We start from the raw sequence: 25,053 nt of genomic DNA on the forward strand, positions 1-25,053 counted from the left end.
TATTTTAGTGAAATAAGATTGTAAAATTCGACATACCCAATGATATTTCCTATTTTTGAAACGAACGGACAGTAATATTAAGAGAGCATGCAATACAAAGTAACCAATCAGTTTGATACTTCGGAATTGAGTTTTGAGGACTTTAAAGCGATTGTTATAAAAGATTATAAAATAGCATATGAGAGTCGTCAGGTAAGTTTGCAAGGCAGAAAAGAGGCGTTGACAGGAAAGGCGAAGTTCGGGATATTTGGAGATGGGAAAGAAGTAGCGCAAGTGGCCATGAGCAAAGCTTTTAGGAAGGGAGATTGGCGTTCGGGATATTATAGAGACCAGACCGTTATGTTTGCTACTGGGATGGCAACTATTAAAGAGTTTTTTGCCCAACTGTATGCAAATCCTGATATAGAAAAAGAGCCTCATTCTGGTGGAAGACAAATGAATGCACATTTTGTAAGCAGGTCCCTGAATGAAGACGGAAGCTGGAAGAATTTAACAGAAATGATGAATTCAGCTTCAGATATATCGCCAACAGCTATGCAAATGGCTCGTTTGGTCGGTCTGGCACAAGCATCAAAACTCTATCGGGAAAATCCGGAACTAAAAGAGTTTACCAATTTTTCTATCAATGGAAACGAGGTGGCTTTTGGGACCATAGGTAATGCCTCAACATCCGAAGGCCTGTTTTTTGAAGCGGTTAATGCCGCCGGTGTATTACAGATTCCTATGGCTATTTCTATCTGGGATGATGGTTATGGGATTTCTGTTCCTAATAAATACCAGACCACTAAAGAAGATATATCAGAAGTTCTTCAGGGTTTTCAGAGAACAAAAGACAAGCCGGGAATTGAGATTTTTAAAGTAAAAGGATGGGATTATGTAGCACTTTGCGAAACATACGAAACTGCTATAAAAATTTGCCGTGAAGAACATGTTCCTGTACTGATACATGTTACAGAAATGACCCAGCCTCAGGGACATTCTACTTCCGGATCTCACGAAAGATATAAATCAAAAGAAAGACTGGAGTGGGAAAGAGAGTACGATTGTATCGCACAGATGAGAAAATGGATGCTCGAATCAGCTATCGGTACAGAGGAAGAGCTTACAGGATTAGAAGAGGAGATTAAACGGGAAGTCAAAGTAATTATTAGAGAGGCTTGGGTTGAGTTTATTGAAGAGGTAAAAAAAGAACGTAACCGTGCCATAGATTTATTGGAAGATTTAGGGCAGGAAATCCCTGAGATCAAAAAAATAGCTTTGATCTTTAAATCCGAAATAGAACCCTTACGAAAAGAAATATTTAATGCAGTACGTAAAGCTCTGCGAGTAGCTAGAAGCCATGAGTCTCAGGCTAAAGAAAATCTGAAGAGCTGGTACGAAGAGCAAAAACAAATCAATACAGAGCGTTATAACTCTGGACTTTTTTCAAACACAGCCAATTCTCCTTTAAAGGTAGAACAGGTGAAGCCTGAATATTCTGAAAGTTCTAAAATGGTGGACGGTAAGGATGTTTTGAATGCTTGTTTTGAAGCAAACTTCGAGAAAAATCCATTGCTGGTAGCCTTTGGAGAAGATTTAGGGCTTATTGGTGATGTTAATCAGGGATTTGCCGGGTTACAGGCAAAGTTTGGAGAAATTCGTATATCCGATACGGGCATACGTGAAATGACCATTATGGGGCAAGGATTGGGATTAGCCTTAAGAGGATTCCGCCCAATTGCCGAAATTCAATACCTGGATTATCTTTTATTTGGCTTAAATGTTTTAAGTGATGATTTGGCTACGCTAAGTTACCGTACAAAAATTGGACAGATTGCCCCTATGATTGTTCGTACAAGAGGACATAGGTTAGAAGGTATTTGGCACTCGGGCTCACCCATGGGCATGATGTTGGGGTCTTTAAGGGGGGTGCATTTATGTGTGCCCCGAAATATGACACAGGCAGCAGGTATGTATAATACTTTATTGAAGGGCGATGAACCTGCGGTATTGGTAGAATCTTTAAATGGTTATCGTTTAAAAGAGAAACTACCTGATAATATAGGCGAATTTACTGTGTCTTTAGGTGAGGTGGAAGTTTTATCTGAAGGGAAAGACGTTACCCTGGTTTCGTATGGCTCTGTATTGAAACAGGTAATGGAAGCCGTAGAAGAATTAAAAGCAATGAACATTCATGTAGAGGTTTTAGATGCACAAACATTGATGCCTTTTGATATGGCAATGGATTGTGCTAAATCTCTTGAAAAAACGAATAAATTATTAGTAGTGGATGAGGATGTACCGGGAGGAGCTTCTGCTTATATTTTGCAAGATATTCTGGAAAGGCAAAAAGGTTATTATTTGTTAGATGCACAACCCCAAACGTTGACAGCTAAAAGCCATCGTACCTCATATGGTTCTGATGGCGATTATTTTGGCAAGCCAAGTACAGATGATATTATAGAAGCCGTTTATCAAATGATGAGCGAATCTAATCCTTCTCAATTCCCTCCATTGTAAAAATAAGTTGGTGCTATAGCTTTTAAAAACTATAGTACCAACCTATATTTAACCAGCCTAAATGAGTACTGGTTTTTTGAGTTACTTCTTCCATTCTGTAATCAATACCAGCCTCTACTTTATTGCTGTCGTTGATATAATAACCTAAAGAAGTTAAAGCTCTGATTTCTGTATCAAAAGTTTTTTTCTGTAAAGTTCCAAGTATCTCGCTGCTGAATTTCAGGTAAAACTCTTTAGGGTCAATGCTTTGTCCCTGTAAAGACTTATCAGTGCTTATTCGGTATCTAATTCTAAATCTGGGGTCGCTATGAGCAGAAAATGTTTGATCTGTTCTAAATCTATGTCCCAATCTTACCTTGTTTATATTTTGTATGATGGAGTATTGCTGTATCATTCTATGAGTAGTCTCTCCATCCTTTAACCTAATCAAATAGCCCAGGCCAACAGCATTTAAAGAATTTATTTTCTTAGATAGTACTAATTCTAGATCGCTGCGTTCATAATCGTATCCAAACAACATTTTTTCATTCGTTTGGCCCTGATAGAATATCTGTCTGGTTTCTAACTTCGCGTTCAGTTTATAGTTTTTTTGCAAAGACACATCGCTATTCAATTGCGATAGTATGCCTAGTTTATAGTCGTTTTGCGCCATAACCTGCTGCACCATAAAAAAGGCGCATATAACTAACGAAAAATAAATCTTCATTTTAAAAAATAAGGTTATTGGGGTTTCTTTGGATAATGGTGTATTCTTTTAATAACTCTCCTTTTGAGCTGAACAAAAATTCATAAAACTCAACTTGGGATTGATGCTTTCCTCTAACCTCAATTTCAAAGTTTGTTGTGAATTTTAAATCAGATACTTTTACTTTATCAATCAGCTTTTTTGTGGTGGTTTCGTCTGCCAACCATTGTACCTGTACCTTTTTTATAGAAAAAGAAGTGAATCTTTCCTTTAAATGGTTTTCTATTTTTAGACGGGCTTGATCAGGAATCTGATTAAAGCTGATAATATATTCTGTATCCAGGAGAGTCCCGTCTGTATTAAATTTTATGCTGTATAAATACCCTCCAAACCTTAGTTTTGCTTCTAAAAAATAGGTAGAGTTACCTTCTTCTTTATACCATTTTACCTTGGTGTCGGGAAAACATTCCTGTATAAAATCTACAGCCTGTTTGGGGACCATAGAGGCTTTTATCCGGTATTCCTTTTCTATCTTTTGCTGTGCAGAAGTTTGCAAACTCAAGGTTAAAGCAACCAGCAGGCAAAAGATTTTTATAGAGGTATTCATGTTAGCTTATTGCGAATCGTATATTATAACTTTTTCGAAAAAAATCTTGAATTGATCAAGAAAGGCCAAATGTATAGCGTGTGTTTGGTAAACATCGTGTCCTGCCAAATCATCAAATGTAGTTAATAACGAAAAAGTATAGGTATTGTCAACTACAGCTCTTTCAATAGGGGCCGGCACTCCGATATGTATAGATGTGACAGTTTCTATATTTTTTAAAGATTCTAGGCCTTTTCTGAAGGCTGTTCTTTGTTCTCCCGAAGTTTCGGGTTTAAGCCAAAATAATACGTGATGTGTTAGCATGTCTTTAAATTGTAATTTGATATTTCAAAGATAACTATTCTGCATGCAACAATAATGGTTAATTGTCATGACATTATACTAAGCGTTTTAGATACTTTTTATATTGCTTAGATAAGGTTATATTTATGGGAAATCTATTATTGAAGATTAATTGTTATTGGTGATATGATTAGCTTTAATGGTTTTTTAGAGTATTTAGCAACGGTTATTTCTAATGCTTTTTTATTTTACGATAGATTTAATCGTTTTAATTTTCCAACCGAGTATTCTTATCAGATAGCGTGTAAGGATTTTATACGTTAAGCCCCGGTTTTCCAAGATCGGGGGAAGTTCAGATTTTTAGAGAGGTATATAGGTGGCGTACTTACGTATAGCTACGGATTTAATGTGCTTTCAATTGTTTAATCATTTAAAATAATCAAAATTGTTATGGAAAACGTAGAATTGAAATTATCCAAAGGTGTTTACAGTATGTTGAAGGACTATTTGAAGTCTAACGTAAACAAGATGTCTGATTTTAACAAGCAAAAATTAACCAATGAACTAGGTGTTGCAGAGGTGCTTACAGAAAAAAGTATTCCGGAAGGCTTCGTTTCTGTGAATACGAAGTTGAAGGTGGTAGAAGAAGAGTCGGGAAAGGAGCTTGAATTTACGCTGGTAGAACCCAAAAAAGCGAAACAAAGCATTAATAAAATATCGGTATTATCTCCAATAGGAGTAGCACTTTTAGGATATAAAGTAGGAGATAAGGTTTCCTGGGAAATGCCGGATGGTATTAGAAATTATGCTATAAAAGAAGCCTCTTTTGTGAATTAACAGGCGGTAGGTTAATTTTTACAGAAAGAAGTAAGCGGAGTCGAAATGCATGATGAATAATATAGCAACTTCGACTTCGCTTATTTTATTTTAGTGATGGTGTTTTATTTTAATCCAGCTTTTTAAGTTCGCTCATTACAAAATTAGCGAGCTCACGAATGTAAGAGGCACTAAAATTAAATTCAATTCCGGCGGTTTGATATATTTCTTTAATAGATTTTGTGTAACCTAATTTTAAAGCATTCATATAATTCTCTAAACCTTGTTCCGGTTTTTCTTTATAATTTTTCCAGACTGCAATAGCGCCTAATTGAGCAATTCCGTATTCGATATAATAAAACGGTACTTCAAAAATATGTAACTGTTTTTGCCATAGGTTAGAAAAAGCTTCTTCATAGTCCGTCCAATCAACAAAGTTAGCTCCAAATTCAGAGAAAATCCTTCTCCATGCCGTTGTTCTTTCTTCAGAAGTATGTTCAGGGTTTTCGTAAATCCAATGTTGAAACTTATCTACTACAGCCACCCAGGGCAGAGTTTTTAAAATATCTTTTAATTGATACTGTTTAGCTCTTTTCAGATCTTCTGCGTTGTCAAAAAACTCATCCCAATAATCCATAGAAATTAATTCCATAGACATAGACGCCAGTTCTGCAACTTCCGAAGGGCAGTGTTTGAAATCATTAAGCTCCAGATTGGCAGTTAAAAAAGTATGCACCGCGTGGCCACCTTCGTGAACCATCGTTGTTAAATCACGGAAAGATCCTGCCGAGTTCATAAAAATAAACGGAGCTCCTGTTTCTGCTAACGGGTAGTTGTAACCGCCGGGAGCTTTGCCTTTTCTGCTTTCAACGTCAAATAAGTTGTTAGCCTTCATAATTTCCAGCCTTTCGCCCAGATACGGATTTAATTTACGAAAACAGTTTATAGATTTATTTATCAGTTCCTCACCGTTTTCAAAAGGTCGTAAAGCCGGTTTACCAGACGTGTCTACTTCTGTGTCCCATGGTCTTAAAGCATCAAGATTTAAAGCTTTTTTTCGTTCATCAGCTTGAGCTGCCAAAATAGGAACTATTTCCAATTGTACAGCTTTATGAAAATCAAAACAATCTTGTACCGTATAGTCAAACCTGCCCAAAGCAGCAAACATATAATCTCTGAAATTAGAAAAACCAGCATTAACAGCTACCTCATGTCTCAGTGTTTTGAGTTTGTTGAACAAGCTATCCAGTTCATTTTTGTCCTGAAGTCGTCTTATTGTAATACTCTCCCAGGCTGTTTTCCTCTTCTCTCTGTCTAAATCCTTTAAAAAGTTAGCGGCTTGTTCCAGAGTATATTCTTTGTCGTTGATAATAACAGACATTGCGCCAGTAATTCCCTGATATTTCTGTTGCTCAACCTGTATTTGTGTCTGTAAAGGAATATTCTCTTCCCTGAAAAGTTCCAAAGCTTTTTTTACACCTCTCAAATAAATAAAATACTTGCTTTGATCCAGTGCTTCAAGATAAGCGGAAGAAATTAGTTTTTTATTCAGTTCGTTTTGAAGAGGGGCAATCTTAGGCTCTATCTCCGTAGCAAAATATTGAAAACTTTTTACCAGTTCTTCGTTTGCCGTATCACAAGTCATTTTAATATATCTCCAGGCAAAATCCTCTTCTAAAGTAGCCTCAAGTTCACTTCTGTCTTGCAACCATTTTTCAAGTTCGGTAACAGAATTTAAAGGTCTGTTTACCAGTTCGGTAAATAAAGGTTCAAGATTTTCCCATTTAATTTCAATATTATGGGGAACAAAGGTTTTCTCTTTTTTCTTTATTATCATAATGATCTTATAAAAACGTCTAATAAAAAGCAAATGGCAAAGGCAACTGAAGCAATTCCATTAGTAGTCATAAATGCAAAATTCACTCTGGAAAGGTCGTTGGGTTTTACCAATCTATGCTGGTAGATTAACATACTGATGAATATAACCAGGCCAATATAATATATCCACGAAAGTGGAGTAATAAATACCGGAATAATTACAAATAGGGCTGACAGTACATGTAATATATTACTGACCCGAAGTGCATTTTTTGTTCCCAGATAGGAAGGAATCGAGTGTAGTTTAAGGTTCCGGTCAAAATCTTCGTCCTGAAGCGCATAAATAATGTCGAAACCACTTACCCAACACAATACTGCACAAGAAAATAGTACCGGAAGTATATTAAACTCTCCCGTAATTACCAAATAAGCGCCAATAGGAGCTAAGGAGAGACCTAATCCTAAAACTAAATGGCATAAAGCTGTAAATCTTTTGGTGGCACTGTAACCTAAAACAACTAACAGGGCAATTGGCGATAGCCAAAAGCATAGTTTATTAATAAACCAGGTAGCGGTTATAAATAGAACACAATTTATAATGGTAAAGATGAGGGCATTTGTTGCCGAAATTTTACCTGCAGGTATTTCTCTAACTTTGGTTCTGGGGTTAAGGGCATCAATATCCCTATCCAGATACCTGTTAAAAGCCATAGCTGCATTTCTGGCAAAAACCATACATAACACCATTAACAGTAGTTTTTGCCACGAGAATGAATGATCTGTTGTGCTTATTGCCAAAAAGAATCCAATAAATGCAAAAGGCATAGCAAATATGGTATGCGAAAAAGTGACTAACGATAAGTATTTTTTCATGTTAACTTAAGGGTGCTGTTCGTTTATCTTTAATCCGGCTTCGGGAATTTGAAAATGCGTATTTATTTCTGCTATAAGACCAAGTACTTTTTCTCTTCCAAATTTAGTTTCAGCAGAAGTCAGAATCATCTCTGGAACATCTTCAAAGTATTTAAGCAGCTCTTTTTTAAAGGTCGCCATGTTTTGTTGAGATTTAACAACGCCCTGCTTGTCTGACTTGGTGAAAACCAGGATAAAAGGAATCCCTTTTTCTCCAAGATTACAACAGAACTCTACGTCTATTTTCTGAGGCGGCAATCTGCTGTCTATCAATACAAAAACACATTGTAGGCTTTCTCTTTTCTCAAGATAGTTCTTAATAAATTTAGCCCATTGTACTCTGTTGGTTTTAGAACTTTGAGCATATCCATATCCGGGGAGATCTACCAGATACCATTCGTTATTAATTAAAAAATGGTTGATAAGCTGTGTTTTTCCCGGTTTTTGAGAGGTTTTGGCCAACCCCTTTACTTCAGTGAGCATATTGATCAAAGAAGATTTGCCAACGTTAGACCTGCCAATAAAGGCATATTCCGGTAATACACAAGGTGGTAATTTACTTATTTGCGTATTGCTGACTGTAAACTCTGCAGATTTGATAATCATCCTGCAAAGATAAGGTTTTAATAATTTATGGATATGGTTAAAACAAAAACATGAAATACGTGTAATTATACTAACTTAGCTATTTTTTAAACAATCTTTTTATGAGAAAAACAATTATTACAAGCGTATTTATGTTAGGATCTTTATTGGCGGTCGCACAAAATAAAGATGAAGTTAAAGAAGGGTGGAGCAAAAAAGGAAATATATCTCTGCTATTCAATCAATCAGCATTCAATAATTGGATTGCAGGGGGCGAGAATAATGTTTCTGGAACCCTGGGATTGAATTATGATTTCAATTATAAAAGAGGCCAGAATACGTGGGATAATAAAATTATTGGAGCCTACGGATTGGTAAGAACTAAAAATTCGGAATTTGCTAAAAAAACCGATGACCGTTTGGAATTAAACTCTTTGTATGGTAGACAAGCTTCTGGTAACTGGTATTATTCAGGGGTTTTAAACTTTAAAACACAGTTTGCAGAAGGCTACAACTACGGTACAGATAATAATGGTAAGGAAATCAGAACATCTTATACCAATTTCTTTTCTCCGGCTTACTTAACTTTTGGTCCCGGTATGCTGTGGAAAAAAAGTGATAATTTAAAAGTGAATTTAGCCCCTGCTACTTCTAGAATGGTGTTTGTTGATAAAAACAGAACATTGCCAAACGCCAAATATTTTGGGGTAGAAGAAGGTAAAGGAATGAGATATGAATTAGGTTTTTATACCTCAGCCTATTATAAATTAAATTTGATGGAGAATGTTTCTATGGAAAATATTCTTAGCCTTTATGCAGATTACCTGGATAAACCACAAAACGTAGATATTGATTATCAACTTAATTTAGTAATGAAAATCAATAAATATTTGTCAACTAATTTAGCCTTCCAAACTGTTTATGATGATAATGCTTTTGCAGGATTTCAGATCAGACAGGTATTTGGGGTAGGTGTTAACGTTGGTTTTTAGTATTTAAATATTAAATCAGGTTATTCAAAAGCCGCATCAATCCAGGTTGATGCGGCTTTTACTATTAAGAAGGTAATTGTTGAGAACTATTGTTAAGTAGAAAAGAGTCCTTGGTTTTTTTTTAAAGCGACATAAAATATCTGAGCGATATTTACAAAAGCATAACCGTAAATTGTTTTATCTTTGCTCACAATCATGGCAGAAAACATCACTCCTTATAAAAATCAGCAAGCTGCAAAAAAAGAGCAGGTAGCAAACATGTTCGATAATATTTCCAAGACATACGATTTTCTCAACCATTTTATGTCTCTGGGAATAGATATAATATGGCGGAAAAAGGCAATAAAAGAACTCAAAGAATTACAGCCTAAACTGATGCTGGATGTAGCAACAGGTACCGGAGACTTTGCTTTTGAAGCCATAGATGTATTGAAGCCAGAAAAAATAATAGGAGTCGATATTTCAGAAGGCATGTTGGAAGTAGCCAAACAAAAAATACAAAAAAGGCAAAAGCAGGATGTGTATGAGGTAAGAATGGGCGATTCGGAAAAGCTACTATTTGATAACGATACCTTTGATGCAATTACCGTAGCTTTTGGTGTAAGAAACTTTGAGCACCTTGAAAAAGGTATAGCAGATATGTATCGTGTTCTTAAACCCGGAGGAAAATTGGTCGTTCTCGAATTTTCAAAACCAACTGTTTTTCCTATAAAACAAGGTTATAATTTCTATTTCCATTATATATTACCTTTAATAGGACGGTTCTTTTCCAAAGATTCAAGCGCTTATACTTATTTACCAGAATCAGTAGAAGCTTTTCCAGACGGAACAAGGTTTACAGATCTGTTAGAAAAAGTAGGTTTTAAAAACAACAAATTTAGACCATTAACGTTTGGTATTTGTTCCATCTATACGGGAATTAAATGATCAAAACTGTAGCGCTGTTTCTAATAACGTTTATGCTTTCCGTGCCGGCATTTTCTCAGGGAAATTGGGGTGGAGGTGTAGATGATGAAACATTGCACTTTGGTTTTGCATTCCAGTACGTAAATGCCGAATACAAGATTATTAAAGTACCAAATTGGAACGCACCTATTGAGAATATAGATAGCCCGGGTAATTTTGAGAGTTTTACAGCTATAAAATCTCCTCCTAATCCTGGTTTTGGCCTAGGTTTTGTCTCTGATTTATACCTTAACAAAAACATGAACCTGAGGTTTACACCAACATTGGTGTTTGGAGACAGATTTATCAGGTATCGTTTCAACCGTACTTTAGATAATAAATTTGAAGATGTTGTTGAAGAACAAGATGGCACTTCGTGGGTTGAAAAAACCGTGAAATCAACCATGGTAGAATTTCCTTTATTGTTAAAGCTTAAGTCCGACAGACGAAATAATTTCAGAGCCTATTTAATAGGAGGTCTTAAATACGGGATAGATATTGCCTCAGAGCAAAAAACAAATGATGAAAAAAAAACTTATTTCAACAAAATGCTTAAAAACCATAAGAATTTTATGTCTTATGAGATGGGCATAGGTTTTGATCTTTATTTTGAGTTTTTTAAACTCTCACCAGAAATTAAGCTAAGTAATTCTTTTAAGAGCATAGTAGAAAGAAATGATACACCCTACTCCAATGCCCTGGAGAAGCTTTTTTTAAGAAATCTTATTATTAGTCTCTATTTCGAATAGGACATATATTAAAATAAGGTGCCTTATTTTAATAAACTATTCTTATTTTTTTGATGTTTAAAAAACCATCAACTAAAAATAAATTTCTAATTTCGTATATACATGGTAAAACAAAACAAAATTGCGTTAATAACCGGTGCAACAGCAGGAATAGGTGAAGCTTGTGCACATACTTTTGCCCAAAATGGCTATAATCTAATTCTTACCGGACGTAGACAAGAAAGATTAAATGCCCTTAAAGTAAATTTACAGGAAAAGTATAACGTAGAAGTTTGTACCTTGTGTTTTGATATCAGGCATAAAGAACAGGTTATCGAAAACTTGAATTCTCTTGCTGCGGAATGGCAAAAAGTAAATGTTTTGATTAATAATGCTGGCTTAAGTCAGGGATTAGAACCTATACAAGACGGGGATTTTTCAGATTGGGATACCATGATAGATACCAATTTGAAAGGGCTGTTATATGTTTCCAAGATAATTTCTAACTGGATGATTTTAAATAAAAAGGGACATATTGTAAATTTAGGATCTATAGCAGCGAAAGAGGTTTATGCTAATGGAAATGTGTATTGTGCAACAAAACACGCAGTAGATGCTTTAAGTAAAGCTATGCGTATAGATTTACTTCCGCATGGAATAAAAGTTACGGCAATACATCCGGGAGCAGTAGAAACTGAGTTTTCGGTCGTAAGGTTTCATGGGGATGAAGAAAAAGCTGCGAAAGTTTACGAAGGTTTTGAGCCACTTGTCGCTCAGGATATAGCCGAAACGATATGGTTTGTAGTCAGCAGGCCCAAACATGTAAATATAAATGATTTGTTGATTATGCCTGCATCACAGGCGGCCATCAATTACCATATAAAAGAGAAGAAATAATTAAATTGTTCACTAAACCCCTATAAGAAATGTCGTTAGAGAACACTATCAACCAAGATATAAAAACGGCCATGCTGGCTAAGAAAGAAGCTGATCTGCGAGCACTTAGAGCAATCAAATCGGCTCTGTTATTGGCTAAAACAGAAAAAGGAGCTGCAGAAGAGCTGACAGAAGAAGCAGGAATAAAGGTGCTTCAAAAGCTGGTAAAACAAAGAAAAGAATCTGCTGATATTTATAAACAGCAAAACAGAGAAGATCTTTACCAGATAGAAGCAGAAGAAGTAGAAGTTATAGAGAGATATTTGCCGAAACAAATGTCATACGATGAATTAGGAAGTTATTTAAAAGATCTGATGACCCGGTTAAATGTTACTTCTATAAAAGAAATAGGCAAAGTAATGGGTATTGCATCCAAAGAACTGGCAGGGAAAGCCGATGGTAAAGCTATATCCGAAATGATTAAAAGTATGCTGAACTAGAGATTGATACGTATAAGAATATCAGTTTAAAACAAGGCAATTAATTTTATCAGCTGCCCAAACAACAAGCATACTGTTGTTGTTTTTTAGGTAATAAAGTAAGCCCATAAGGTATTTATGATTTAGAAATAAATCATAAAAAAGTATTTTTATGGGGAAATAATTAGGTTTTTATACTCAAATTAAAAATAGACTATTAATTTAGCATTCAATATAGACGATTTATATTTTATATGGAGTTTACGCTAAGAGAAGAAAATGGATTTCAATATATAGAAGAGGGGGAGGGAGAGGTTCTGTTGTTACTCCATGGTTTAATGGGAGCGCTCAGTAATTGGGAGTGGGTTATTAACGAATGTAAGCATAACTATAAAGTAGTTATACCCATGTTACCTATTTACGATATGCCGCTACTAAATACAGGTGTTAAAGGACTCGCTAATTTTTTAAACAAGTTTATTAAGTTTAAAAAGTTCGAGAAAGTTACCCTATTGGGAAACTCGTTAGGCGGCCACGTAGCACTTATATTTACAGTACACCATCAGGAAAAAGTAAAAGCAATGCTACTTACGGGAAGTTCCGGGCTATACGAGAATTCTTTTGGAGGATCATTTCCTAAAAGAGAAAACTACCAATTCATCAAAGAAAAGGTAGAGTTTACTTTTTACGATCCTGCCACTGCAACAAAAGAGTTGGTAGACGATGTGTTTGCAACTGTAAATGACAGAGGAAAGGTTATTAAAATATTAGCGATGGCTAAATCAGCTATCAGGCATAATATGGCAAAAGACCTGCATAAAATCAAAATTCCCGTTTCTTTGGTATGGGGTAAGAATGATAAGGTAACACCGCCAGAAGTGGCAGAAGAGTTTAACGAACTACTTCCAAATTCAGAATTAACCTGGATAGACCATTGTGGGCATGCACCAATGATGGAGAAACCAGAAGAATTTATTGTAATCCTGAATAAATTTTTAGAGAAAATTAAAGACAAATGATAGCAGCAGAACTGGTTGCCAATACGATTTTACCTTTAAAGCCTTCAGACTCAGTTCAGAAAGCAGATAATCGTATGGCCGAGTTTTGCGTTACCCATTTACCCATTGTACAAAAACACCAGTTTATAGGTGTAATCTCAGAAGAAGATATTATGCAGGTAACAGATACTTCTGTAGAGGTGGGTGCCGTAAAATTATCTTTAATGAATGCTTTTGTTTACGAAGATCAACATGTGTATGATGTTATCAGAGCATTTTATGAACAAAAGCTGAGTATATTACCTGTATTAAGTTCTGATATGGAATATCTGGGACTGGTATCTCAGCAAGTATTAACAGAAAGTTTTGCTAAGATAGCATCAGTCGCAGAGCGTGGAGCAGTAATAGTGCTTGAAATTGGAAATAGAGATAATTCACTATCACATATAGCACAGATTGTAGAATCCAATAATGCGCAGATACTAAGTTCTTATATAAGTAGTATACCCGATTCTACAAAATTGGAAATCACCTTGAAAATAAACAAAGTAGAGATAAGCCATATAGTAGCTTCGTTCTTAAGATACGATTATACAATAAAAGCGACCTATAATTTCCTGGATAAGGATAATGGAGTAAAAGATCGTTACGATTCATTAATGAATTATCTTAGTTTTGATTAATAACAACAATCAGAAAAGCCTAAGCTAAAAATCATCAGAAATGACAATTGGTATTTACGGAAGACAATTTAATAACTCAGTTATACCCTATGTACAACAAGTTTTGGATTGTCTGGTTGAATATGATGACCTAGAAGTTCTCGTTTATGAAAGCTTCTTCGAGTTCATCAAAGATAAGTTATACTTCCCAAAGCAGTTTGGTACGTTTAATAGCCATGTGGAGCTAAAAAACAATGTAGATGTGATGATTAGTCTGGGAGGAGACGGGACTATGCTGGATACCGTAACGCTGGTACGTGATTCGGGAGTGCCAATGATTGGAATAAACTTTGGACGTTTAGGATTTCTGGCCAGCGTAAACAAAGAAGGTATAAAGTCTGCATTAAATACACTCGTAAATCGTCAATATAGCTTAGATGTTCGGAGATTGTTAAAAGTAGAAACCGAATCTAATTTATTTGGCGAACTAAACTTTGCTCTGAACGATTTTACCATACATAAACGTGATAACTCAGCAATGATGTTGACGCACTGCTATCTGGATGGCGAATTTTTGAACTCCTATTGGGCAGACGGATTAATTGTAGCAACACCAACAGGTTCAACAGCCTATTCATTAAGTTGCGGCGGACCAATTATGTTTCCGCGTTCAGGTAACTTTGTCATAACACCTATATCACCACATAACCTCAACGTGCGTCCGGTCATTCTCTCAGATGCACATGTATTAACCTTTGAAGTAGAAAGCAGAAGTTCAAAATATATAACCACCTGCGATTCAAGAACAGAAGTTATAGACTCTAATATAAGCTTAACGGTAAAAAGAGCAGATTTTGATATAAATCTTATACGTTTAAACAATGAAAGTTATTTGTCAACGTTAAGAAACAAATTGCTATGGGGAATTGATACCAGAAATTACTAGGAATGTTTTTAGCAAGCTAAAGAATTTCTATATTGGTAATTAATGCTGCCAATGCGAAAAAACTGCTTCTTGTTTGAAAGAATGAATTATCCATATCTGGTATTAATACTCTTCTGTACATTAATGACAGGAAAGGTGTATTCCCAAAATTGGGAAGCAGGGATTTCTGTTGGAGGAAGTGGCTATACGGGAGACCTCAATCCTACAGGGTATCTAAAACATTCGGGTATGGGATTTGGAGCACATGTTAAACGGAATTTTGACGGATACTGGGCGCTTAAATTAGCGGTAACGGGAGGTAAGATAGCTGCAGATGATCTTAAATCAAAATATGAGGATCAAAAGAACAGAGGGCTTAATTTTAGTTCTCCCATAACAGAAGGTAGCTTACAACTGGAGTTTAATTTCTTTGATTTTGGGATAGACTGGGGACAAAAAAGAGTAACCCCCTTTATTTATTCAGGGATTTCATATTTTGGATTTAACCCTAAAGCTACTTATGGCGGAAAAACGTATGAACTTAAAATATACGGAACAGAAGTAGATGATAGTCAGTTTGTGGCTGGAAATAATACCTATAAAACAACGGCATTTGCTGTCCCTGTAGGAGCAGGAGTGAAATTCAGATTAAATAACCATCTGAATGTTTCTGCAGATTTTGGGTTTAGAACTGCATTTACAGATTATTTAGATGATGTAAGTATGGATTATCCAGTAATAGACCCAAATAAAAATACATTTAACGGTACAAGAGCTGCACTATCAGACCCAACAGGCTACAGTAATAGCAAACAGACAGATGTGAAAATACAAAGAGGAGACTACAGACCAAGAGATACTTATTTTTTTTCGATGATTACCCTCTCTTATGTATTCAGAAATAAAGATTGTCCATTTTAATATAAAAAACAATCAGGTATGAACTATATATTTTTCTATTTGATAAAGAAAAAAACAAAGTAATTTCTACCTTCGCAATTAAAATAATTTTTGTTGCTATTTTAATGGTTTATAATGCAATAAGAGTTTAAAAAGAGGATAAGCTAAATTAATTGCTATTTTCCTAAGTAATAGCTGGTGTTGATTAAAAATGAGTTTTAAAGAACAGATAAATATCTCTAAACTGCCCAGGCATATAGCCGTAATTATGGATGGTAATGGCAGATGGGCAAAAGAGAAAGGTAAATTAAGGGTTTTTGGACACAAAAATGGAGTGGTTGCCGTAAGGGAAACAGTAGAAGCAGCTGCAGAACTTGGTGTAGAAAACCTCACATTATATGCTTTTTCAACCGAAAATTGGAATAGACCAAAACTAGAAGTCAGTGCGTTAATGGAACTTTTGGTTTCTACCATATCCAAAGAAACCAAAACATTAATGAAAAATAATGTCCGTTTGAATGCAATAGGCGATCTGAAGGCATTGCCCAGAAGATGTTACGAAGAGCTTCAGGAAGCGATGAATACCACAGCGGGTAATACCAGGTTAACATTAACATTAGCCTTGTCCTATAGTTCCAGATGGGAAATAACAGATGCTGTGAAGAAAATAACAGAAGAGGTTAAAGCAGGCAAATTAGATACTCAGGATATTAACGAAAAACTCTTTAGCAGCTATTTGTCTACCGGGGATTTACCAGACCCCGAGCTCATGATAAGAACCAGTGGAGAACACAGAATAAGTAACTATCTTTTATGGCAGTTGGCTTATGCCGAACTTTACTTTACCTCTACGTTATGGCCTGATTTCAGGAAAGAAGATTTATATGAAGCTATAGTGAACTATCAGCAAAGAGAACGCCGTTTTGGGCTAACCAGCGAACAGGTTGGTTGAAAAATACTTTTAACAAAAATTAACAAAGAATAAAGCTACTTTAGCTCTTATTAAATAGATAATGAAGAAATTACTTTTAGCACTTATACTAATTTCAGGGAGTTTAACCAGCTTCTCGCAGTTGAGAAATTCGAGATCTTTTCAAAATCAGCAAGGAGACGACGAGATAGATTACCTTAGCCCAAAAGAATATGTAATAGGTGGAATAAAAATGAATGGATTAAAAAATCTTGACGAATCCATCCTTTTAACCATTTCCAGACTTTCGGTAGGAGATAGAATTCTTGTACCCGGTGATGCTACTTCTGCGGCGGTAAAAAATCTATGGGATCAGCAACTGTTTGAAGATGTGGAGTTAGCTATATCAAAGGTTTCAGGAGATACGGTTTATTTCGAGTTCAATTTAAAAGAGATTCCACGCGTATCAAAAGTTAATATATTAGGATTGTCTAAAAGTGAGACAACAGATATTAAAGAAAAATTAGATAAGCAAAAAAGTAAGGTAGTTAACGAGAACCTGAACAAAACCATTACAGAAATTGTAAAGAAACATTTTTTTGAAAAAGGGTTTTTGAATACAGAAGTAAATATTACCTATGCTGCGGATACAACAGATGCCAATAGCAAAATTGTAAATGTAAAAGTAGATAAAAACAGTAAGGTAAAAGTACATGCCATCCATATAGAAGGAAACAAAGAGTTTACCACCGCCCGCCTTAAAAAGTTTATGAAAAAAACCAAAGAGCAAAAATGGTATAAGCTTTTTGGTTCAGGTAAATTTACCAACGAAAAATACGAAGGCGATAAAGAGAAAATGGTAGCCAAAATGAGAGATAAAGGCTATCGCGAAGCAGAAATAGTTTTTGATACCATTAGAAAATATAGCGATAAATCTATTGAAATAGATATGAAGGTACATGAAGGGCCAAAATACTATTTCGGTAATATTACCTTTGTTGGAAATGCTAAGTATCCAACAACACTATTAAATCAGATTCTGAGGATAGAAAAAGGAGACGTATTTAGCGAAGAAAAGCTTGAAAAAACATTAAGAAGCAGCCCATCCAGTGATGATGTATCTTCATTATATTTAAATGATGGTTACTTGACTTTTAACGTAGACCCTGTACAAACCAGAATCTATAAAGATACCATTGATTTAGAAATCAGGATTTTCGAAGGGCCGCAATACACTATCAACAAAATTATCTTAAAAGGGAACGAGCTGACTAACGATAAAGTAGTGTTAAGAGAGTTAAGAACCAAACCAGGGCAGAAATTCTCAAAAGATGCATTAATCCGTTCGCAAAGACAAATTACACAGTTAGGAAACTTTGATGAACAAAAGGTAGATATTAAACCTATTCCTAACCCTAACGATGGAACGGTAGATATACAATATACTGTAGCTGAAAAGCCATCAGATCAGATAGAACTCTCAGGTGGTTTTGGAGGTGGTAGGGTAATAGGAACCCTAGGGTTAACCTTTAATAACTTCTCTGCCAGAAATCTGTTCAATCTGAAAGCATACAAACCACTTCCAAAAGGAGACGGGCAAAAATTAAGTATCAGAGGGCAAACAAATGGTAAATATTATCAATCTTACAGTTTCTCTTTCTCAGAACCATGGTTAGGTGGTAAAAAACCAATTTATCTTGGAGTAAGCGCATTTACCTCATTACAAAGTAACGGTTTATCAAACTCAAATATTAATCAGCAAAAAATCAGGTTAAACGGAGTAACCTTCAGTTTAGGAAAGCAATTGAAATGGCCGGATGATTATTTTAGAATAGATTATTCAGCAAACCTGCAACAATTCAGATTGAAAAACTACGTAGGATATTTGTTTGAGAATGGAGATTCTTACGACTTAAGCTTATCTCAGGTGTTTTCAAGAAACTCGGTAGATGCACCTATTTATCCGACATCAGGTTCACACTTGCGTTTTACCGTACAGGCTACCTTACCTTATTCAGAATTTAACGGGAAAAACTATAATAACTTACCAACCTCTGAGAAATATAAATTCTCAGAATACCATAAGTGGAAATTTGATTCACAGTTCTACCAAAAAATCTATGGCAAGCTAATCCTTAAAGCACAGGCACAGTTTGGTTTCATAGGTTTCTATAACAAAGCAGTAGGACCGGCACCGTTCGGAAGGTTTAAATTAGGAGGAGACGGTATGCAGGGATTCGATTTCCTTCAAGGGTCAGAAATTATTGGCTTAAGAGGTTATGCTAATAATGCCGTAGTACCAGAAGGAGCTAAAACAACAGCAGGTAGTCCAATCTACAATAAGTATGTAATGGAGGTAAGATATCCGATTACACTTTCAGAATCAGCTCAGATTTATGGTCTGGTATTTGCCGAAGGAGGTAATACATGGAATAAGTTTAGCGAATTTAATCCGTTTAATATAAAAAGATCAGTAGGTGTTGGAGCTAGAATTTTCTTACCTATATTTGGATTGTTAGGAATAGATTACGGTTATGGATTTGATAGAATACCGGGACAAGCAGACGGAGGAAAGCAAGCTTTTACATTTAGTATAGCACAACAAATGGGAGGATTTTAATTTTTCTATCTATGAAAAAAATTATAATAATATTTGCATTATTTGCTATATCTAATGTAGTTTTAGCACAGCGTTTGGCTTATGTAGATTCGGAGTACATTATGAAACATATTCCCGAGTACGCATCGGCACAGAAACAATTAGATAATTTGTCTGTGCAATGGCAAAAAGACATCGAACGTAAGTTTAAAGATGTAGAAGCAATGCAGAAAACCTATGAAGCGGATAAGGTGCTTCTGACGGATGATATGAAAAAAAGAAGGGAGGAAGAAATTAATGCCAAAGAAAGTGAAGCAAGCGAATTACAACAAAAGAAGTTTGGCTATGAGGGAGATTTGTTTAAGGAAAAGATAAGATTGATAAAGCCCGTTCAGGATCGTATAGCTAAAGCCATACAGGAATATGCAGCCCGGGAAAGCTTAGATATAATTTTAGACAAGGCAAGTGTAACGTTTTTGTTTGCCCGTCCGAATTATGATAGAAGCAACGATATTATTACAAGAATGGGATATAAGCCCGGAACATTTGCTAAATAGTAAAAAATATTTTAAACTCGTAAAATAAAAAATAGAAATAGACACAATGAAAAAACTATTCAAGATTGCATTAGTAGCAGGATGTATGTTATTTGTGGGAAATGTTGCAAGCGCACAACAAAAAATAGCTCATATTAACTCTGCAGACTTAATTAAAGCTATGCCAGAAGTCGCTAATGCTGATAAACAACTAGAGGCATATAAAAATACTTTGGATAACGATGGTAAAACCATGTATACAGAGTATCAAAATAAAGTTCAGGATTACCAATCGAAAGAAAAAACCTTAAGCGATGCTATGAAGGAAATGAAGATTAAGGAAATCCAGGATCTTGAAAAAAGAATTCAGGAATTTCAGCAAAAAGCTGGCGATGATTTCGAAAAGAAAAGAGGCGAACTTTATGATCCTATTTTGAAAAAAGCAGAAGACGCTGTAAAAGCAGTTGCTAAAGAAAAAGGATATGCTTACGTATTAGACGTAACACAACCAGGTGTAGTTTACTTTGATGGCGGGATCAATATCCTAACAGACGTAAAAGCAAAATTAGGATTGAAATAATCATTCACACTGATAATAAAAATGAAGGGCAACGCATTATTTGCGTTGCCCTTCATTTTTATATAGCCCCTCAACATTCTTAGGCATAAGGGTAATAATTCCATTATCCTGATGATTTGACCGGCTTATTATGTGGTGCTAAATATGAACTCTTATCTTTGGAGGAGATGCCTAAAAACCTGACGAATAATAGTCCACTCAGGTTAAAATGTCTAACTATTATGTCATCATATTGACGGTAGCGGTGATATCTTAAGGGTATCTTTTTAAACCGCTTTTGACTCCACTGCATTCAATCAGAGTAGCGTTTATTAATATTCGATTTCCCTTGTGTTTGTCTAAAAGACTTGCCCTTTGTAATTTTGGTTTTTTTACTGTTCCATTAGCTTTTTATACCCCCATCATTTTTTATAGTCTATCTATCCGTTATTGATTAATTATATAGTTATTACTGTATACTTTTTTAAAGAGATATATTAGTGTAATAATAGAGGGTTTGTAGCGGGTTCATAGAGGTAGAGCTCTATAAAATCACTGTTTTAGCACTACTATATTTAACGTTAAATACTATGATTGATATTCTTATAGAGAACCTTTCAAAGTGTAGAATCCTGCACTTTCAGGAATGAGGTATATGCTGGCTAAAATGTACCCAATATCTCTCTGGAAAAGAGGTTGGTCTTTAGAGGTAAGTTGATGAAAGCTCTTCTTTGAGTAGTCATACGTGAAAAAAATAATGTCCAATGGGACAGTGTAATATTTTTTGTTGTGATCTACGTTTTTGAGGACGAGTAAGTTTGGTTTGATAAGGTGGTTCGAAAAATAAAACAATCTACCAAACGGATTACATCACGATCCTTTGGGAAGTAGGTGAGACATTTTAATATAGGGAAGAAATGAGGAATAATTCCCCGTCATCTTAACAACTTCAGTAGGAAAGATCTCCGTGTTTAGAAGCATAGACTGCTAATGTCTGTATTTAAATTCCTGCTAATTAACGTGGAGATTTTTCCTTTCCCTGAACAGTTTCATAATTTATCTAAATGACGAGTAGAGAACACTTACTTTTTCATTACTTTTTCTGTAATCGTATCATCATTGCCACTAAAGTGTAGTAAATAGATTCCTGCAGGATAATTACCCAAAGAGACTTTTATACTGCTTTCATCCGGTTTTATCTGCACCTGCTGTAATACTTTCCCACTTAAATCTGTTACGGTTAATAGGTCGTATTTACCGTTGTAGAAAGAGATGTTTACCACATCATCTGTAGGGTTGGGGTAAAGCTGAAGGCTCAAAGCGGTAAGCTCAAAGCTTACTATCCTTATGCCTAATTCTGTTTCTTTATTATCCAAATCTATTTGTACCAGTTTGTAATAATTGTTGCCGTTAAGCGGATTTTCATCATCGTAGTCATAGTTTTTTACCGCAGATGAATTTCCTGCTCCGGCTATTCTGGTAATTTCAGTGAACTGTTTGCTATCAGTGCTTCGGTAAATGATAAATTCTTTGTTATTGGCTTCCTGTGCAGTTTGCCATATTAATTTAGTTCTGTTTCCTTGTGCTGTTGCGGTAAAATCTGTAAGTATAACAGGTAAGGTGCCGTTTACTACCAGGGTTTGCTGTACACTGACAGCAGGTTCATAATCTCCATTCCCACTCTGAGATGCCGTAATAACAGCACTACCGGCTCCTATAAGGCTAATCGTATGATCACTTATGTTTATTACCTCAGTGTCGTTGCTGGTATAGCTTACTGTCAAACCGCTGCTGGCTGTGGCTGTCAAATCAAAATCAGTATCGTTTATACTTTTTGCTGGTAGCGCAGAGAAGTTAATGCTCTGAGGCAACAATCCCTGATATTCATAAGCTCCTATATCTATGGTTCCGCCATTGCTGTAATTGTATACTCGTGGGTTATCAGCAAGATCTTTGTCGTTATTAGGATTACCACCGTTTTGAGTATAATATACATTGCTGCCTTTAGCTATAGCGGGGCTACTTATCTTTAAGCTGTAATCGCCATCGGTGGTTGGGTTTTCTGCTATTGCAGGTTTATAATCTACAAATATGTCGGAAGCCAATAAACCTGTATAGTCTCCAGGAATATTACTGTCATCACCTCTTCCAATCAGGTTGTTGCCGGATTCGCTAAGGCCGTTGGATCCTAAATTTACAATATCCCCTCCTTTGTTACCCCAGATAATACTGTTGGTCAGAACAGGTAAAGAAGAAGAGTCACCAGAAGAAGTATTGTATATTCCGCCACCACCATCTTCCTTTGTCTGGTTTCCGCTAAGAGTGATATTGGTTAATACGGGTGAGGAATTGCTGTTATATATTCCTCCACCATTAGTAGTTGCTGTATTTCCAGTGATGGCGACATTCGTTAGTTTTGGGAAAGAAGTTATATTGGCTATCCCACCACCAAATTTGGCATTATTTCCTTTTATGGCGACGTTGGTGAGTAAGGGAGAAGAATTATCGTTGTATATCCCACCCCCAGCTATATCAGCTGTGTTATTATAGATTGCTACATTAATCAATTCTGGATTGGAATCAGCATTGTATATCCCGCCTCCTGAAAACTTAGCAGTATTCGCGCTAAAGATTACATTGAACAAAATTGGAGATGAAAAATGATTATACATTCCTCCACCTTGATTATGTGAAATTGTTTTTCCATTAATGGCTATCGAGCCTAAACCATCTGCCATACCGTGTGTAATGGTAAAACCGTTTAAAAGAGCAGTACCTACATTATCTACCGAAAGTACCACATGGAAGACCGGGGTTCCGTTAGGAGTTTCACCCTTTAAGATAGTTGTGTTGTTTTGCCAGTCACGATTTGCTATAGTAGGCTCTCCTGTATCAGGGAAACCACCATAAAGCTGTACGTTCTTTACCATCAGAAAGGTGGCATTTTTATCTTGTACAATATTGTTGGTTGTGGGATTAATACTTGGTTTGTACTCACCTTTGGCTACGTATATTTTTAAGGGATTACTACTATTCCAGAGGTTGTTGTGTTTGTTGTCCTCTGCCCATTGCAGGGCCGGGGCAAGGTCGGAGAGGGCATTTACCCAGCTGTCGCCGGAACCATTACCATCTTGTATGTTTTGGTTGACATAAAGAATATTTCCGGCGTCGGGCATAATAGGAAGTGTAGGTGCGCCCTGATACTCGTAAGCTCCCAAATCTACAACTTCACCAAATAAGCGCTTATTGCCGGACAAATCCCTTCCCCATGCTGGGGCTTCGGGGGAAGGTGCGGGGGTTGAGAATTTATCTCTCAGAGCTTCCCATAGTAGGAAATTGCTGCCGGCATTAAGAGCCGGACTTGTAGACTTAAGTGTAAAATCATTATTAGCCGGATTTGTAAATATATCGCGAGCTGTTATACCTATAGCATCGATATTTCCGTTTGCCGTGGTGCTTTTGTCTTTTATAAGGCAGTTTTGCGCACTATAGCTATTATCAACTATAATATCCCAAATAATACTGTTCTTAAGGCTAGGATTTCCATATCCGAAAAGACCTGAGGAACCAGAACCATTATTAACCATAGTGACATTGGTGAGAATTAAAGAACTTGTATAGTAAAGTCCTCCACCAGACTCATCAGCTGTATTTCCGTTGATTAGAACATTAGTGAGGGAAGGATTACCACCATGATTACGTATCCCGCCACCAATCTTACTAGCCTTATTTTCTCTTATAATAGCATTGGTGAACTTTGAAGAAGACCAAAGACAAGAAATTCCTGCACCATTAAGCGCCCTATTCCCGCTTATAATCACATTGGTAAAGGTAGGAGAAGAAGAATAATTCAAGATCCCTCCACCATTAATTGCAGATATCTTTTTGTCGTTAACGGTTATCTCTTGTGCGCTGGAGCCATTCGCATTGCCACCTGTGACGGTAAAGCCGTCTACAAGAGCCGTACCTACATCACCTGCAGAAACTATTACATGAAAGGCTTCGGATCCGTTAGGTGTTCGGCCTTTTAGGATAGTTTTGTGGATCTCCCAGTCACGATTTTCTATAGTAGGCTCTCCGCTATTTGGGAAACCTCCGTAAAGCTGTACGTTTTTTACCATCAGAAAGGTGGCATATTTTCCTTGTGCAGTGTTGTTTGTTCCGGGATGAATACTTGGCCTGTACTCGCCTTTGGCTACGTATATTTTCAGGGGGTTATTGTTATTCCAGAGGTTGTTATCTTTATTTGTCTGCGCCCATTGTAAAGCGATGGCTAAATCTGTCGCATTGCTCCATGATGAGCCATTACCGGTGGCGTTTTCTTTTACATATACAATGCTGTTGGTAGGTACTATTTGTGCCCTTGCTGAAAATAAGGTTAAAAGAATGTATAAAAAAACATTTAAAATCTTTTTAGGTCGGAGTGTTTTCATAATTAATTTGTAATTGATACAGGATGTTGGTTTTAGTTTTGTTGCAGCAGTAATGATGCTTTTAATACACCCGGCTGCAATGATACAAAGGTAGTTTACCGGGATCATCGGATACCTATACTAAAGTATAGTTTTGTATTTTTAAGAGAATTATAAAGCGTAGCTTGGTATTTAGAATCAAGTGTCAAACTAGGTGGATTAAAAGTCTCACCCTAGATAGTCGGAGTAAGCTCTGAATTTCGTTGAGGGTTTCTTATAGGTATATAGAGATTCTGAAACAAGTTCAGAATGATGGTTTTATGGATTT

General features: G+C 36.0%; 22 protein-coding genes. 15 read left to right on the forward strand and 7 right to left on the reverse strand.

The window, feature by feature from the left end; all coding sequences use genetic code 11:
- The first annotated feature begins 87 nt into the window (after window positions 1-87).
- On the forward strand, window positions 88-2,499 hold the full coding sequence (locus ACFSAH_RS16690) for an alpha-ketoacid dehydrogenase subunit alpha/beta (protein ID WP_379663881.1): 2,412 nt from the start codon (window positions 88-90) through the stop codon (window positions 2,497-2,499).
- A gap of 22 nt (window positions 2,500-2,521) precedes the next feature.
- On the opposite strand, the gene ACFSAH_RS16695 is transcribed toward ACFSAH_RS16690, so the two are convergent.
- From ACFSAH_RS16695 to ACFSAH_RS16705, 3 genes are read right to left on the reverse strand one after another with little or no spacing between them, the layout of a single operon-like run.
- Window positions 2,522-3,205 carry a DUF2490 domain-containing protein gene (locus ACFSAH_RS16695; protein ID WP_379663882.1) on the reverse strand — a complete coding sequence of 228 codons (684 nt, stop codon included), beginning with the start codon at window positions 3,203-3,205 and terminating at the stop codon, window positions 2,522-2,524.
- 1 nt (window position 3,206) lies between these two features.
- A complete protein-coding gene (locus tag ACFSAH_RS16700; protein WP_379663883.1) occupies window positions 3,207-3,791 on the reverse strand; it encodes a hypothetical protein in 585 nt (194 codons plus the stop codon).
- A 6-nt stretch (window positions 3,792-3,797) separates the two neighbouring features.
- On the reverse strand, window positions 3,798-4,094 hold the full coding sequence (locus ACFSAH_RS16705; RefSeq protein ID WP_379663884.1) for a Dabb family protein: 297 nt from the start codon (window positions 4,092-4,094) through the stop codon (window positions 3,798-3,800).
- A gap of 429 nt (window positions 4,095-4,523) precedes the next feature.
- Here ACFSAH_RS16705 and ACFSAH_RS16710 point away from each other — a divergent pair, with 429 nt between their 5' ends.
- The gene (locus ACFSAH_RS16710) at window positions 4,524-4,910 is read left to right on the forward strand and encodes a GreA/GreB family elongation factor (RefSeq protein ID WP_379663885.1); all 387 of its coding nucleotides are present in this window, start codon (window positions 4,524-4,526) and stop codon (window positions 4,908-4,910) included.
- 109 nt (window positions 4,911-5,019) lie between these two features.
- On the opposite strand, the gene ACFSAH_RS16715 is transcribed toward ACFSAH_RS16710, so the two are convergent.
- The 3 genes from ACFSAH_RS16715 to yihA are packed head-to-tail and all read right to left on the reverse strand — an operon-like array spanning window position 5,020 to window position 8,225.
- Window positions 5,020-6,726, reverse strand: a complete 1,707-nt coding sequence (locus ACFSAH_RS16715) for a M3 family oligoendopeptidase (protein WP_379663886.1) — start codon at window positions 6,724-6,726, stop codon at window positions 5,020-5,022.
- Window positions 6,723-7,580: a UbiA-like polyprenyltransferase gene (locus ACFSAH_RS16720; RefSeq protein ID WP_379663887.1), complete on the reverse strand. Its 858-nt coding sequence runs from the start codon at window positions 7,578-7,580 to the stop codon at window positions 6,723-6,725. Before ACFSAH_RS16720 ends, ACFSAH_RS16715 begins: the two co-directional genes overlap by 4 nt.
- Window positions 7,581-7,586: 6 nt before the next feature.
- Window positions 7,587-8,225 (reverse strand): ribosome biogenesis GTP-binding protein YihA/YsxC, encoded by a 639-nt coding sequence (gene yihA / locus ACFSAH_RS16725; protein WP_379663888.1) that lies wholly within the window; start codon window positions 8,223-8,225, stop codon window positions 7,587-7,589.
- Between the two features lie 101 nt (window positions 8,226-8,326).
- Here yihA and ACFSAH_RS16730 point away from each other — a divergent pair, with 101 nt between their 5' ends.
- From ACFSAH_RS16730 to ACFSAH_RS16790, 13 genes are all read left to right on the forward strand, one after another.
- On the forward strand, window positions 8,327-9,196 hold the full coding sequence (locus tag ACFSAH_RS16730) for a DUF3078 domain-containing protein (RefSeq protein WP_379663889.1): 870 nt from the start codon (window positions 8,327-8,329) through the stop codon (window positions 9,194-9,196).
- Window positions 9,197-9,391: 195 nt separating this feature from the next.
- The gene (gene ubiE, locus ACFSAH_RS16735; protein WP_379663890.1) at window positions 9,392-10,123 is read left to right on the forward strand and encodes a bifunctional demethylmenaquinone methyltransferase/2-methoxy-6-polyprenyl-1,4-benzoquinol methylase UbiE; all 732 of its coding nucleotides are present in this window, start codon (window positions 9,392-9,394) and stop codon (window positions 10,121-10,123) included.
- Complete coding sequence (porT, locus tag ACFSAH_RS16740; protein WP_379663891.1) at window positions 10,120-10,890, forward strand: type IX secretion/gliding motility protein PorT/SprT; 771 nt, start codon at window positions 10,120-10,122, stop codon at window positions 10,888-10,890. Before ubiE ends, porT begins: the two co-directional genes overlap by 4 nt.
- Window positions 10,891-10,992: 102 nt before the next feature.
- Window positions 10,993-11,766, forward strand: coding sequence for an SDR family NAD(P)-dependent oxidoreductase (locus ACFSAH_RS16745; protein WP_379663892.1), 774 nt, complete (start codon window positions 10,993-10,995; stop codon window positions 11,764-11,766).
- A gap of 29 nt (window positions 11,767-11,795) precedes the next feature.
- Entirely contained in the window at window positions 11,796-12,245 is a 450-nt protein-coding gene (locus tag ACFSAH_RS16750) for a GatB/YqeY domain-containing protein (protein ID WP_379663893.1), read from the forward strand.
- 233 nt (window positions 12,246-12,478) lie between these two features.
- Window positions 12,479-13,243, forward strand: coding sequence for an alpha/beta fold hydrolase (locus tag ACFSAH_RS16755; protein WP_379663894.1), 765 nt, complete (start codon window positions 12,479-12,481; stop codon window positions 13,241-13,243).
- Entirely contained in the window at window positions 13,240-13,905 is a 666-nt protein-coding gene (locus ACFSAH_RS16760; protein ID WP_379663895.1) for a CBS domain-containing protein, read from the forward strand. The genes ACFSAH_RS16755 and ACFSAH_RS16760 overlap by 4 nt, the downstream gene beginning before the upstream one ends.
- Before the next feature lie 40 nt (window positions 13,906-13,945).
- Window positions 13,946-14,830 carry an NAD kinase gene (locus ACFSAH_RS16765; protein ID WP_379663896.1) on the forward strand — a complete coding sequence of 295 codons (885 nt, stop codon included), beginning with the start codon at window positions 13,946-13,948 and terminating at the stop codon, window positions 14,828-14,830.
- A gap of 51 nt (window positions 14,831-14,881) precedes the next feature.
- Window positions 14,882-15,730, forward strand: a complete 849-nt coding sequence (gene porG, locus ACFSAH_RS16770) for a type IX secretion system protein PorG (protein ID WP_379663897.1) — start codon at window positions 14,882-14,884, stop codon at window positions 15,728-15,730.
- Window positions 15,731-15,920: 190 nt separating this feature from the next.
- Window positions 15,921-16,661 (forward strand): isoprenyl transferase, encoded by a 741-nt coding sequence (locus ACFSAH_RS16775; RefSeq protein WP_379663898.1) that lies wholly within the window; start codon window positions 15,921-15,923, stop codon window positions 16,659-16,661.
- Between the two features lie 61 nt (window positions 16,662-16,722).
- Window positions 16,723-19,239, forward strand: coding sequence for an outer membrane protein assembly factor BamA (gene bamA, locus ACFSAH_RS16780; RefSeq protein ID WP_379663899.1), 2,517 nt, complete (start codon window positions 16,723-16,725; stop codon window positions 19,237-19,239).
- 11 nt (window positions 19,240-19,250) lie between these two features.
- Window positions 19,251-19,775 carry an OmpH/Skp family outer membrane protein gene (locus ACFSAH_RS16785; RefSeq protein WP_379663900.1) on the forward strand — a complete coding sequence of 175 codons (525 nt, stop codon included), beginning with the start codon at window positions 19,251-19,253 and terminating at the stop codon, window positions 19,773-19,775.
- A gap of 46 nt (window positions 19,776-19,821) precedes the next feature.
- Complete coding sequence (locus ACFSAH_RS16790) at window positions 19,822-20,334, forward strand: OmpH/Skp family outer membrane protein (protein ID WP_379663901.1); 513 nt, start codon at window positions 19,822-19,824, stop codon at window positions 20,332-20,334.
- Between the two features lie 1,061 nt (window positions 20,335-21,395).
- Here ACFSAH_RS16790 and ACFSAH_RS16795 read toward each other — a convergent pair.
- Window positions 21,396-24,746: a choice-of-anchor Q domain-containing protein gene (locus ACFSAH_RS16795; RefSeq protein ID WP_379663902.1), complete on the reverse strand. Its 3,351-nt coding sequence runs from the start codon at window positions 24,744-24,746 to the stop codon at window positions 21,396-21,398.
- Window positions 24,747-25,053: the final 307 nt, after the last annotated feature.

The organism is Pseudopedobacter beijingensis (genome assembly GCF_042678145.1).
Classification (GTDB): domain Bacteria; phylum Bacteroidota; class Bacteroidia; order Sphingobacteriales; family Sphingobacteriaceae; genus Pseudopedobacter; species Pseudopedobacter beijingensis.

Excerpts from the sequence above, each read along its gene's own strand:
- ACFSAH_RS16690 (WP_379663881.1), top strand. The coding sequence starts at position 88 with ATGCAATACAAAGTAACCAATCAGTTTGATACTTCGGAATTGAGTTTT.
- ACFSAH_RS16695 (WP_379663882.1), bottom strand. The coding sequence starts at position 3,205 with ATGAAGATTTATTTTTCGTTAGTTATATGCGCCTTTTTTATGGTGCAG.
- ACFSAH_RS16700 (WP_379663883.1), bottom strand. The coding sequence starts at position 3,791 with ATGAATACCTCTATAAAAATCTTTTGCCTGCTGGTTGCTTTAACCTTG.
- ACFSAH_RS16705 (WP_379663884.1), bottom strand. The coding sequence starts at position 4,094 with ATGCTAACACATCACGTATTATTTTGGCTTAAACCCGAAACTTCGGGA.
- ACFSAH_RS16710 (WP_379663885.1), top strand. The coding sequence starts at position 4,524 with ATGGAAAACGTAGAATTGAAATTATCCAAAGGTGTTTACAGTATGTTG.
- ACFSAH_RS16715 (WP_379663886.1), bottom strand. The coding sequence starts at position 6,726 with ATGATAATAAAGAAAAAAGAGAAAACCTTTGTTCCCCATAATATTGAA.
- ACFSAH_RS16720 (WP_379663887.1), bottom strand. The coding sequence starts at position 7,580 with ATGAAAAAATACTTATCGTTAGTCACTTTTTCGCATACCATATTTGCT.
- yihA (WP_379663888.1), bottom strand. The coding sequence starts at position 8,225 with ATGATTATCAAATCTGCAGAGTTTACAGTCAGCAATACGCAAATAAGT.
- ACFSAH_RS16730 (WP_379663889.1), top strand. The coding sequence starts at position 8,327 with ATGAGAAAAACAATTATTACAAGCGTATTTATGTTAGGATCTTTATTG.
- ubiE (WP_379663890.1), top strand. The coding sequence starts at position 9,392 with ATGGCAGAAAACATCACTCCTTATAAAAATCAGCAAGCTGCAAAAAAA.
- porT (WP_379663891.1), top strand. The coding sequence starts at position 10,120 with ATGATCAAAACTGTAGCGCTGTTTCTAATAACGTTTATGCTTTCCGTG.
- ACFSAH_RS16745 (WP_379663892.1), top strand. The coding sequence starts at position 10,993 with ATGGTAAAACAAAACAAAATTGCGTTAATAACCGGTGCAACAGCAGGA.
- ACFSAH_RS16750 (WP_379663893.1), top strand. The coding sequence starts at position 11,796 with ATGTCGTTAGAGAACACTATCAACCAAGATATAAAAACGGCCATGCTG.
- ACFSAH_RS16755 (WP_379663894.1), top strand. The coding sequence starts at position 12,479 with ATGGAGTTTACGCTAAGAGAAGAAAATGGATTTCAATATATAGAAGAG.
- ACFSAH_RS16760 (WP_379663895.1), top strand. The coding sequence starts at position 13,240 with ATGATAGCAGCAGAACTGGTTGCCAATACGATTTTACCTTTAAAGCCT.
- ACFSAH_RS16765 (WP_379663896.1), top strand. The coding sequence starts at position 13,946 with ATGACAATTGGTATTTACGGAAGACAATTTAATAACTCAGTTATACCC.
- porG (WP_379663897.1), top strand. The coding sequence starts at position 14,882 with ATGCGAAAAAACTGCTTCTTGTTTGAAAGAATGAATTATCCATATCTG.
- ACFSAH_RS16775 (WP_379663898.1), top strand. The coding sequence starts at position 15,921 with ATGAGTTTTAAAGAACAGATAAATATCTCTAAACTGCCCAGGCATATA.
- bamA (WP_379663899.1), top strand. The coding sequence starts at position 16,723 with ATGAAGAAATTACTTTTAGCACTTATACTAATTTCAGGGAGTTTAACC.
- ACFSAH_RS16785 (WP_379663900.1), top strand. The coding sequence starts at position 19,251 with ATGAAAAAAATTATAATAATATTTGCATTATTTGCTATATCTAATGTA.
- ACFSAH_RS16790 (WP_379663901.1), top strand. The coding sequence starts at position 19,822 with ATGAAAAAACTATTCAAGATTGCATTAGTAGCAGGATGTATGTTATTT.
- ACFSAH_RS16795 (WP_379663902.1), bottom strand. The coding sequence starts at position 24,746 with ATGAAAACACTCCGACCTAAAAAGATTTTAAATGTTTTTTTATACATT.